This window comes from Candidatus Aquicultor sp. (genome assembly GCF_054640775.1).
In genome coordinates this window covers 1,787-12,615 of record NZ_JBTSLF010000078.1, presented here as the reverse complement: position 1 = coordinate 12,615, position 10,829 = coordinate 1,787, and the positions used below count along the sequence as shown (strand labels likewise).

10 protein-coding genes are annotated in these 10,829 nt (G+C 49.3%); 5 read left to right on the top strand and 5 right to left on the bottom strand.

What is annotated here, in order from left to right:
* From flhB to ACYC56_RS07885, 5 genes are all read right to left on the bottom strand, one after another.
* On the bottom strand, window positions 1-1,072 hold a 1,072-nt coding region (gene flhB / locus ACYC56_RS07905), incomplete at its 3' end, for a flagellar biosynthesis protein FlhB (protein ID WP_461373637.1).
* A 23-nt stretch (window positions 1,073-1,095) separates the two neighbouring features.
* The gene (gene fliR / locus ACYC56_RS07900; protein ID WP_461373638.1) at window positions 1,096-1,860 is read right to left on the bottom strand and encodes a flagellar biosynthetic protein FliR; all 765 of its coding nucleotides are present in this window, start codon (window positions 1,858-1,860) and stop codon (window positions 1,096-1,098) included.
* Window positions 1,861-1,883: 23 nt separating this feature from the next.
* Window positions 1,884-2,153: a flagellar biosynthesis protein FliQ gene (gene fliQ / locus ACYC56_RS07895; protein ID WP_461373636.1), complete on the bottom strand. Its 270-nt coding sequence runs from the start codon at window positions 2,151-2,153 to the stop codon at window positions 1,884-1,886.
* Window positions 2,154-2,168: 15 nt separating this feature from the next.
* Complete coding sequence (gene fliP, locus ACYC56_RS07890; RefSeq protein WP_461373635.1) at window positions 2,169-2,975, bottom strand: flagellar type III secretion system pore protein FliP; 807 nt, start codon at window positions 2,973-2,975, stop codon at window positions 2,169-2,171.
* Entirely contained in the window at window positions 2,972-3,916 is a 945-nt protein-coding gene (locus tag ACYC56_RS07885; RefSeq protein ID WP_461373634.1) for a FliO/MopB family protein, read from the bottom strand. Before ACYC56_RS07885 ends, fliP begins: the two co-directional genes overlap by 4 nt.
* 410 nt (window positions 3,917-4,326) lie before the next feature.
* Here ACYC56_RS07885 and ACYC56_RS07880 point away from each other — a divergent pair, with 410 nt between their 5' ends.
* The 5 genes from ACYC56_RS07880 to ACYC56_RS07860 all read left to right on the top strand — a co-directional run.
* Window positions 4,327-4,788: a chemotaxis protein CheW gene (locus tag ACYC56_RS07880; RefSeq protein ID WP_461373633.1), complete on the top strand. Its 462-nt coding sequence runs from the start codon at window positions 4,327-4,329 to the stop codon at window positions 4,786-4,788.
* Window positions 4,789-4,869: 81 nt separating this feature from the next.
* On the top strand, window positions 4,870-6,696 hold the full coding sequence (locus ACYC56_RS07875) for a methyl-accepting chemotaxis protein (RefSeq protein ID WP_461373632.1): 1,827 nt from the start codon (window positions 4,870-4,872) through the stop codon (window positions 6,694-6,696).
* 50 nt (window positions 6,697-6,746) lie between these two features.
* Window positions 6,747-8,153, top strand: coding sequence for a methyl-accepting chemotaxis protein (locus ACYC56_RS07870; RefSeq protein WP_461373631.1), 1,407 nt, complete (start codon window positions 6,747-6,749; stop codon window positions 8,151-8,153).
* Window positions 8,154-8,167: 14 nt separating this feature from the next.
* Entirely contained in the window at window positions 8,168-8,656 is a 489-nt protein-coding gene (locus ACYC56_RS07865; RefSeq protein ID WP_461373630.1) for a chemotaxis protein CheW, read from the top strand.
* Between the two features lie 165 nt (window positions 8,657-8,821).
* Window positions 8,822-10,829: Hpt domain-containing protein (locus tag ACYC56_RS07860; RefSeq protein WP_461373629.1), on the top strand; the 2,008-nt coding region annotated here is incomplete at its 3' end.

Below are 10,829 nucleotides of genomic sequence, written 5' to 3'. Positions count from 1 at the left end.
AGTTGTTGCGTTTGACCCCCCGGTTAAGCTGATATACATACGCGAGTATCTCGGCCACCGCCTTATACAGGTCGTAAGGGACTTCTCTGTCCACATCAACGGTTTTAAAGAGGGATTGCGCAAGAAGTTTATCCTCAACAATCGGTACGTTGTTTTCCTTCGCAAGCTCCCTTATCTTTTCCGCTATCAAGCGCTGGCCTTTTGCGACTACCTTAGGGGCGGCCATAGTTTCCGTGTCGTACTTCAAAGCGATCGCCAGCCGGGTCGGGTTCGTGATAACCACATCGGCGGTCGGTACCGCCTGCATCATCCTAGCCGCAGCCATCTCCTGCTGTTTGCGCCTGATCTGTGCCTTAACCTGCGGGTCACCTTCCATCTGCCGGTACTCTTCTTTTATCTCCTGCTTGGTCATTCTGATGCTCTTCTCGAAGCTATAGCGCTGGTACATATAATCGAACAAAGCCATGATAAGAAGTGTAACCCCGACTCTTATCCCGACATCGTAGAGTATCGAGCCGAATACCGCGAGCGTATCCCAGATATCCATATCAAGTGTGGTCACTATGTCGGAGTAGCGGCCCCTTATAACCGAGTACGCCGTAAAGCCGATAACGATGAGCTTGAGCGAAGACTTTATCAGCTCCACCATGGATCGCCCTGAAAACAATCGCGATGCCCCGGAGAGGGGACTGATCTTCTTCGCGTCGGGCACGAGGGGCTTTGACGTAAACATAAAACCGATTTGAGCGATATTGGCGATAACCCCTACCACCAGGGCGACGAGGGCAATCGGCAGGACGATTTTCAGGAAAAGGAGAGCCAGGCTAAGAAAGAGGCTGGCTACAGTTTTCTCGTTAAGCTCATATGAGGCCGGGCTTGAGAGAAAGAACCGCATAAGATCGCTTAAGCTCGTATAGATATTCTGCCCGAAAGCCCGTATCGCAACAAACAGCGCCAGGATAATAAGGGCGGAGTTGACCTCCACACTCCTTGCGACCTGCCCCTTTTTTCGCGCCTCAGATCTTCGCTTAGGCGTCGCTTTTTCTGTATGTGCGCTCTTATCCCCGGCCATGCTTGCTCCTGATTAAATGACTTCTATTTAATTGCGCCAAGTAACTGCTCCGGCATCTGGCCGAAGATTTTCACAACATATGTAGAGAAGAATGCGAGCATAGCGATGACCGTCGCAAATCCTATCGCTATCTTAAGCGGCATTCCCACAATAAAGACGTTCATTTGCGGCACCGCTCTCGATATAAGGCCCATCGCGAGGTCTGTCATAAAGAGAACACCGATTGCCGGGCCGCCGACTTTTAGACCGATTATAAACATGTTGACGATCATCCCTAAGAAGTTTTCTGTTACCCCCGGTGTCATCGCAAACGTTGTAAGTGGAACGATATCAAAGCTCTTGGCAAGCGCCGTGAGCAAGTAGTAATGCCCATTGATCGCCAGAAAGATAAGCACCGCAAGCAGGTTTTTAAACTGGCCCATAATCGATACCGAGAGGTTGCTGAGCGGGTCGACCACATTCACCATACTAAATCCCATTTGAAAATCGATGATTTGCCCCGCAAGCAGAAATCCCATGAACACGAGGTTGGCGGTAAACCCGATGATCGCACCAACGCTTAACTCTTTAGCGATCAGCAATGTGAAGTTGATCATATCGATCGATTTATCTATATGAGGACTTGCGATAAAGGGAAAGAGCGCAATCGACGTCATTAGCGCCAGACCAATTTTCACCTGCGTTGGGATATTGCGGCTGCCGAGTATCGGGGCAAGGAAAAACACTCCTGAAACCCTGGTAAGGATCAGCAAGAATGCTAAGATATGGTTGACATCGGGCTGGAACATATCCAATGCGCATACCCCCTTGCTTATTTGAGGTAGTGGGGCAGGTTAATAAATAAATTAGTCGTGAAATCAACAATCACATGGAGCATCCACGGGCCGAATATGGCAAGCGCGAGCACGGTGGCAAGGACCTTTGGGATAAACGTCAGCGTAAACTCTTGTATCTGCGTGACCGCCTGCAGGATGCTTATAACCAGACCCGCGACGAGGCTAAAAAGCAGCACAGGAAGCGCGATCTCAAGGGTCACGATAAGCGCGCTTTTCCCGATTTCCATCGCCAGCGAATCCGTCACGTCTTTTCACTCCCTTTAATTAAATCCCATGACCAGGGCTCTCGTTATAAGGTGCCAGCCATCGACTAAAACGAACAATAATATCTTAAGGGGCAGGGAGATCATAACGGGCGGCACCATCATCATACCCATGGACATAAGCACGCTTGCGACTACCATATCGATGATCAAAAACGGTATGAATATCAAAAAGCCGATAATAAACGCCGCCCTGAGTTCACTAATAATAAATGAAGGGATAAGCACAAAGGTCGGGATGTCGGATTGCGTTTTCGGTCGTTTAAGTTTTGCAAGGTACACGAACAACGACAGGTCTTTCTCGCGCGTCTGCCTAAACATAAACAGCCGGATGGGCTCGGACGCCCTGTCGTAGGCTTTATCGTAGCTTATTTGTTTTGCCGTATAGGGCTTAATCGCATTGTCGTTGATCTGACCAAAGACGGGCATCATAACAAAAAGCGTGAGGAAGAGTGCCAAACCTATAAGCACCTGGGTCGGCGGTATCTGCTGCGTACCCAAGGCGTTTCTTATAAACGCGAGCACGATCACGATTCTGGTAAAGGAAGTCACCATAATCAGCAAGGCCGGTGCCAGCGACAGTACCGTAAGTAAGAGCAGGACTTGCAGGCTTACCGCAATATCTTGCGGCCCCTTTGCCGAGTCGACCCCAAACGAGAGCTTAGGCAAAGGAATGCCGTTCGCGGAAATACCATTAGATGCCGTTTCCGCTGACACATAGCCTGTCATAACGCTGAATAAGATTGCAAGGACCAAGAGGCCGACCTTTACCGTCGTCTTTGTCCTTGGCGAAGCACTGATCATTTGCGCTTTTCACCTCTGTCACGCTTTGGACTCTGCCGCGAACCCCTTTTTTTGGTATCCTGTTCCTTAATATCCTCCAGAAGTTTTCTTATGTTGTCTCCGGTCGAGTGGAGTTCCTCGCTCCAATGAGCTTCCTCTTGCGGAGCGGCCTCGCGGCGCTTCCGCACGGGTTTTCTGGATTTTTTTGCGGGAGCAGCGGTGAATCTTTTGGTGAGCTTCTCGAGAGCGGCCTGGAATGGTTGAAGCGCTTCCGGCTTCCGTGCCGCCGCTTGCTTAAGCGCTTGGACTTGCTCGATCTCTACAAATTCGCTGAGCTGGTTGATGTTATTCCCTGCCAACCCTAGAACAAGCACCTTGTCGGCTATTTCAACAAGGCATACCGCTTTGCCGGGCGCAAGGTACTTTACCTCCAGGATATTCAGCAGGTCGTTGCCGCCACCTGTAAGGGTATTATATTTCGTCGTAAACATTTTGACCCCATAGATAGCGAGGAACCCGACGGCAAGGACAATGGCCAAGTAAAAGACATACTTAATGAAATCGAAGATCGTTTGCAGAACCTGGATAATCGGGCTCGATTCCTCTTTCGTTTTTCCGGGGTCCTGGTACGAGTCCAGATGCAGCTGGCCATCAGATTTTGAATCCGCCCGGAGCTTGTAATCACTCTCAGCCGAAACTTTCTTTTTTGGCTGATCTTCCGAGGGGGTATCTATCTTCTTATCCGACTTGGCACGTTCGCTTTTTAAGACCGGGGCACTATCGGTCGTATCGCCCGCCGCATGCTGGCCCTCAAGGACCTTGGCTTCACTTGCTTGCAGAGGTTGGTCTGTCGGCTCCGCAACAGCAAATCCAGCGAAGCATACTACAAAGAGGAATGTAAGCAGTAATGCATATATAATATGATTAATACCAGTATCTTTCCGGTCTTTATCTACGTTCATAGCTACTTTCCAATCCGACAACGTTATGTGCTGTGATTCACCGGTATGATTATCTCTTTATGGGCTTGCCGGAAGTTAGGTTACCAGGTATACACCAGGTGTGCCGGCAATAGAAGAACAGCCGTTATTATCTTAATAAATATCCCAGAGTTGCCTTGCTAATGCAAGTGGCATACGATTGTCTTACAACCGTATGCAAACCAAAAAACCCCGCCTTCAAATCGTAAGATTTTCTACTAAACCCTTAGCAACAATTGGTCGATTAAATATCCCAGTGATGGCTCTATCGGTGGTTACCAAGAAAAACGGCCAAGTGCTTTTCATAAGTATAGCAGGCGCAGTTTACCAAGCAAATGGACGATCGCCGTTTAGTGCAACTACTTACATCAGATAATCAGCGGAGGTGCGATATGGCAATAGATACATCCTTAGAACAAGATCAGTTAGTCGTCTTTGAAGTAGGAAACGAGTCTTTCGGCATCGACATCAGCTCGGTTCAAGAAATCATACGGTTTCAGCAAATAACCGATGTACCGAAGGCGCCAATGCACGTCAAGGGAGTTATAAACCTGCGAGGGAAAGTTATCCCGATAATAGATTTACGGGATAAGTTTAGTCTTGCTCAAACCGAAGAAACAAAGTCAAGCCGTATCGTTGTCGTCGATGTTCTCGGCTCAACCGTAGGAATGATCGTCGATGCGGTAAGCGAAGTCCTTCGGATAGGGACGAATCAAATCGAACCGCCGTCGTCGATTATTGAATCATATGAGAAGTACTTAAGAGGAATCGGAAGGCTTGATGAAAGACTCATTCTTCTGCTGGATTTAGAAAGACTCATTCCTGAGGCTGGCCAGCTTAAGGCCGTTGCGTAAAACCAAAAACATAAGGGTTTAACAATAAAGCAGCTACAAATCATTAAAGAGCATAAAGCTATAACATATCAGGGGGTTATAATGTCATACCGCGCTACAATCAGTACGAAGATCCTAGCGGGCCTCATACTGATACTTTTACCGTCAATTATCATCGTATTCAATAGTCCCGGTAGGTCGTTCGAGCAAAATGGCACCGGATCATTTCAAGATACGGTAAAAAAAATCGAGGCGGTAAGTAATTTGCAACTTGCGATTGAGCGAAGCAAAACCCCGGTGCACGATGCAGCGACAAACACGAGCACACAAGGCGCACAAGCGTATAAAGCATCCCATTCCGTCATCGAACAACAGCTCGGTACAGTCGGCGGGATGATCATCTCACCTGAAGCCAGGCAGTTCCTTGGGAAACTCAAAGCCAACATGGCTGAAGCCGACAAGCAAGCCCAGAATGTTTTCAAAACCGTCGATCAGAACCAGAGCAAGGCAGTTACCGCGAAGGGTACCAAGTCAAAAAGCAGAAGGGGCTTAAAGCCGCTCGCTAAGAAGACTACTCTAACGCCGAGCAATGAAGACATTATAGGGGAGCTCAAAGCCTATGATGTATCTGTAAACAGGGCCTCTGCTAATGCCGGCAATCTTTATAATCTTGTTAACGCCAATCAAACTGATTTGTCAAACCAAGCAGGTGCTGCAGCGAAACGAGCGACTTCCATAAACTTCTTGCTGTTGGCACTCTCAATCATAGTCATGGCCGCCGTATATAGTGCACTCAAGCGCAAGCTCGTCAACCCCCATATGCAAGCGTTTGTAAAATTATCCGATGCTTCAAATAATTTATCGTTCTCCTTAGAAGAGATTGTTCAAAGCTCAAAACAGGCTGAAAACGCGGGAACAAGTATAGCTGAATCGATCTTTCATTTCTCCAGCAGGGCAGAGGAGCAGACCGGTGTAGAAACCGAAGTCAACGATCTAGTAAGCAATATCTCGGCCGCGGCAAATCAAGTCGAAGACGGCGCCCAAAGGCAAGCGCAAGACGTTGCCGCAGCCTACAGTATTATCGAGCAGCTTTCAACCGCCGTCGGCAATGTAGTTGAGAAAGCAAATATAGTCGCAAGAGTCGCATCCGATAATCTAGGTACCGCCGAGATAGGAAAAGAGTCGATAGATGAGGCGATATCCGGAATGGATGCCATGAGGAGCACCGTTCTCTCATCCGCCGATAAAATCCAGGCTTTAGGCCTAAAATCCAAACAAATCGGTGAGATCATCGAAGTCATCGACGACATCGCAAGCCAGACCAACCTTCTTGCCCTTAACGCAGCCATCGAGGCAGCCAGAGCGGGAGAGCATGGCAAAGGCTTTGCGGTGGTCGCAGATGAGGTAAGAAAGCTTGCCGAGCGGTCCACCCGTGCAACAAGTCAGATCGCAGAGCTTATCAAGGGTATTCAGGATGAGACGATGCAGGCGGTCGAAGCCATGGAGAAAGGCACGAGTGAGGTCGAGGCCGCAAATGAACTCACACAACGCGTGGGGAAGGCAATCACCGAGATGATGGATTCAACCGAAGAAGTGATGATGGAGATAGCATCTGTCCGCTCGGCCGCCAACCAGATGATCGCATCACAAGACAAAGCACTGGAGTCGATCAACAGTATCGCTCATGTAGCGGATGAGAATACAGCCTTTACGCGGGAGGTTACCGCCTCAAGCGAACAGGTACTAAAATGTGTCGGCGACCTGATGATGCGCCACGAGGAATCTTTATCGTCACTACAGGAAATACTGGCCGTTGGGAAAGAGGCCGGCACCTCAGTTGAGCACGTCTCAGCATCCGCCCAGCAGGTAGCCGCGATGTCGAAAGAACTTGATGAGCTGTTAAAATCCTTTATCCCTACCGGCGACTAAAGGGATAACGGATTAAGACGATACTATACAGTGATTTGAAGGAGGAGACAATGTTACCAATAATCATAATAGCACTAGGTGCATTAGTCATGCTTGCAGCAGTCATAAACTGCCGGAGGCTTATCACGATAGTTAAGAAGACGGAGTATGGCAAGAGATGGATGGGCCTTTTTGCATTTATGGTGGCCTTTCTTGCAAGCTATGTTGCCTATGGAACGATATTGCTAAAAAACATACATATTCTTGACCCGAACCTCTTGGTCAGCTTTGTGTTTTTGTTTGGCGGTATCTTCGTTTTCCTAGTCGTCGCACTCAACTACTCAACATTTAACGGCTTGCTTGTCCGCAAACAACAAGAAATGTTCACGAAGATCTCCGAAACGGCCAGGGAACTCGCAACGTCAGCCCGGGGGCTTGCAGAAGGCTCTGATGCAATAAGCGTGACAACCACTCAAATATCAGGGTCTATCACCGGCATTGCCCATGAAGCTAGCCTGCAAAGCAAATCAACCGATGAGGCGCATGTACTGATAGACCAAATTGCGAATGCGATAGACCAGGTTTCAAAGGGAGCCGTTGAGCAATCGAGGAGCGTGGCTGAAACGACCGGTGGCATGAATCAGTTAGCCAGCGCAATCGATAAAGTTGCGGATAATGCAAAAACGGTACTCAATGTCGTATCCGAAAGCTCGGTTGTAGCATCGAGGGGCCAGGAGGCCGTCGAGGAAAGCATCCTGGGCATGAGTAGGATAAGTGAGACGGTTACCGAGTCCGCAACTAAAATCCAAGAACTCGGAGAAAAGTCCAAACAAATCGGTGAGATCATCGAAGTCATCGACGACATCGCAGAGCAGACCAACCTCCTTGCCCTTAACGCAGCCATCGAGGCAGCCAGAGCGGGAGAGCACGGTAAAGGTTTTGCAGTGGTGGCAGATGAGGTCAGAAAGCTCGCCGAGAGAAGCGCCCGTGCAACAGGAGAGATCGCAGAGCTTATCAAGGGCATTCAAACCGAGACCATGCAGGCGGTTGATGCCATGGAAAAAGGCATGAGTGAGGTTGAGTCAGGAAGCGAGCTAGCCCAACATGCGGGCACTGCAATCGCCGAAATGATGCAATCTGTAGAGCAGGTTGTGTCCGAGATTGCAGAAGTCTCCCAGGCGGCAGAGCAAATATCGGCTTCCTCCAGTAAAGTAGCTTCAGCCATGGATCAAATTGCCGCTATAACGCAGGAAAACACCGCGATAACTGAGGAAGTGGCGGCTTCTGCCGACCAGGTTGTAAAAGTTGTCGAGTCGATGTCGATGTCGTCTAAAACCTCCGCACAATCGGCAATGGAGATATCAGCATCGTCGCAGCAGCAGACCGCATCGGTCGAAGAGATCGCTGCATCGGTAATAGAGCTTTCAGCTATGGCCAACAGGCTGAATGAGCTTGTCGAGAAATTTCAGATAGGGTAGTAGGAGGGTTAAACGTGAGCGAGGAGCAAACATTTGAGCAAGACCAGCTAGTGGTCTTTGAAGTAGGTGAAGAATCGTTCGGTATCGATATTTCCTTAGTTCAGGAGATCATCAGGCTTCAACCGATCACAGAAGTACCCAGGGCCCCGATGTATGTAAAGGGTGTCATAAACCTGCGAGGTAAAGTCATTCCTGTCGTTGATCTGCGGGAACGGTTCAACCTCGGTGTGGATGATGAGACAAAGGCTACCCGCATCGTAGTTGTAAACGTTCTGGGGAACACCGTCGGCATGATCGTTGATGCGGTCTCGGAGGTGCTCCGTCTCGCGACGGATGCAATCGAGCCACCTTCAACGATTGTCGAGAGCGTGGGCTCACAGTATCTCAAAGGGATCGGCAAGCTAGAGGAACGACTCATCATCTTGCTTGATCTTGATAAGCTTCTTGTCGAAATGGGTGCGACTCCGGTCGACAATGTAACCGATCTTTCGCAAGTGGCTTAGGGGGGCAAAGCCCTACCGTCTGATCTTAGCGAGAAGCTTGTTCTCGCTTTGCAAAGATGCTTTGAATCGTTATGCACGTTTGCCGTAGCTTTAAAGCTTTTACAATACTTTTGCTGCTTTTAATTTAGAGAGGACCGTAGCTTTCAATAAATATGGGAGTCAGGAATGGACCTAGTATTTGATGCATCACCAGATGATTTAAAGGTATTTGTGCAAGAGGCTGAGGAGTTAATCCAGCAGCTTGATGAAAATGTCCTCCGGTTAGAAAAAGAGGGACAGAACCCCGAGCTTATGCAGGAGATATTCCGTGCCGCTCACACCCTCAAAGGTTCTTCAGGCATGCTTGGCCACGAGCGAATGGCTGAGCTTACCCATGCTATGGAGACGCTCTTCGATAAGCTAAGAAAAGACGAGCTTGCAGTTAGCACCGAGCTGATCGACTTATTGCTTGATTGCCTTGATGCCCTTAAAACACTTAAGGACGAATGCTACACATTACAATCAACCGATATTAATGTTAAGGGGCTGAGCGCCACTATCCTGGCGTTTGCCGAAGGCGCCCCAGCCGCCCCAGAACAAGAGGAACCCACCACTTCACTGTCTCTCGAAGATCATGAAATAGATAGTATCAACAGGGCCGAGATAGCGGGCTCCCAAGCGTTCTGCGTAAAGGTCAGAATAGCGGACGACTGCCCCATGCCTTCGGTGAGGATATTCCAGGTAGTAGAAGAATTGCAACCGGTAGGACAGATAATAAAGACTCACCCGGGCAGCGAAGCCATCGAAAATGGCGACTGCGGAAGTGACTTAGAGATAATCCTGACGGCTAATGAGGACCAGAGCAGCATCGAAAGCATCATAAAATCCATATCGGAACTCTCGAGCTATTCGATTGAGCCATATCAATCCGATGCAGAAGCCGAAGTCGAAGAAAGCGCAGCAGAACCGGTCGGTTCTCCAAAAGACTCCTCTATGGATCAAAGAGCGGAGGACCTGGGGCCGGAGGCGCGAGGCAAGAGCCAGCAAGAAATCAAGCAGATGCAAGCCGCGGCCGTTAAAACCGTAAGGGTCGATGTCGAGCGACTCGACCACTTGATGAACTTGGTAGGAGAACTCGTCATAGGCAAAACGCAGCTTCTTCAAATAGGCTCCGACCTTGCAGATAACTACCGCCTTGGGGATTTAAGCGGAACACTCAACGAGGTCACCGCGCAGATCGGTCAAATCACGAACGAGCTTCAAGAGGAAGTAATGCGGGCCAGGATGCTCCCTATCGAGCAGGTCTTTAATAAATTCCCGCGGCTGGTGAGGGATTTGGCAAGAATCGCCGGCAAGTCGATCAACTTTGTCGTCGAGGGCCAGGAGACAGAAATCGACCGATCCGTTCTCGAAGAGATCGGTGATCCACTTATCCATATATTAAGAAACGCCATAGACCATGGCGTCGAGACTCCGGATATCCGCAAGAAAGCTAAGAAGCCCGCCGAGGGCAGTGTATACCTTGGCGCCAGGCATGAGGAGAACCACATCGTCGTTGAGGTATCAGACGATGGTCGTGGCATAGACCCCCAAAAGCTCAAAGATAAAGCCATAAAGAAAGGTTTTCTCACGCCGGAGGCGGCCGAGAAAATGAGCGACCGTGACGCATACGAGCTTATATTTCTCTCTGGCTTTAGTACCGCCGAGAAAGTCTCCGAGATATCGGGACGCGGCGTCGGTATGGATGTCGTCAGGAACAATATCAAGAAGATAAACGGGGCAGTCGAGATCGAATCCGAACTGGGCAAAGGTACCAAGTTTATTATTAAACTTCCTCTGACCCTGGTTATCGTTGATGCCTTGATCGTCGTGCTGGGTGAGAAACTTTACGCTATCCCGCTCAGCATGGTCAAAGAAGTCCTCCGCCTCGAAACAGGCGATATCAAGAAAGTCGACAAACTCGAGACCATCCTCCTGCGCGGCAACGTCCTTCCGCTGCTCAGGTTAGGCGAGCTATTTAGCCATATAGGAAACGGGGATCGTAAAAACGACCAAGGCCTTCATGTGGTAGTGGTCGGTTACGGCGACAATAAGGTAGGCCTGATCGTCGATAACCTGGTAAGCAAGATGGAAATCATGATAAAAGCCCTGGGTGACTATTTGGGAGATATCGACGGTATCTCCGGCGCGACCA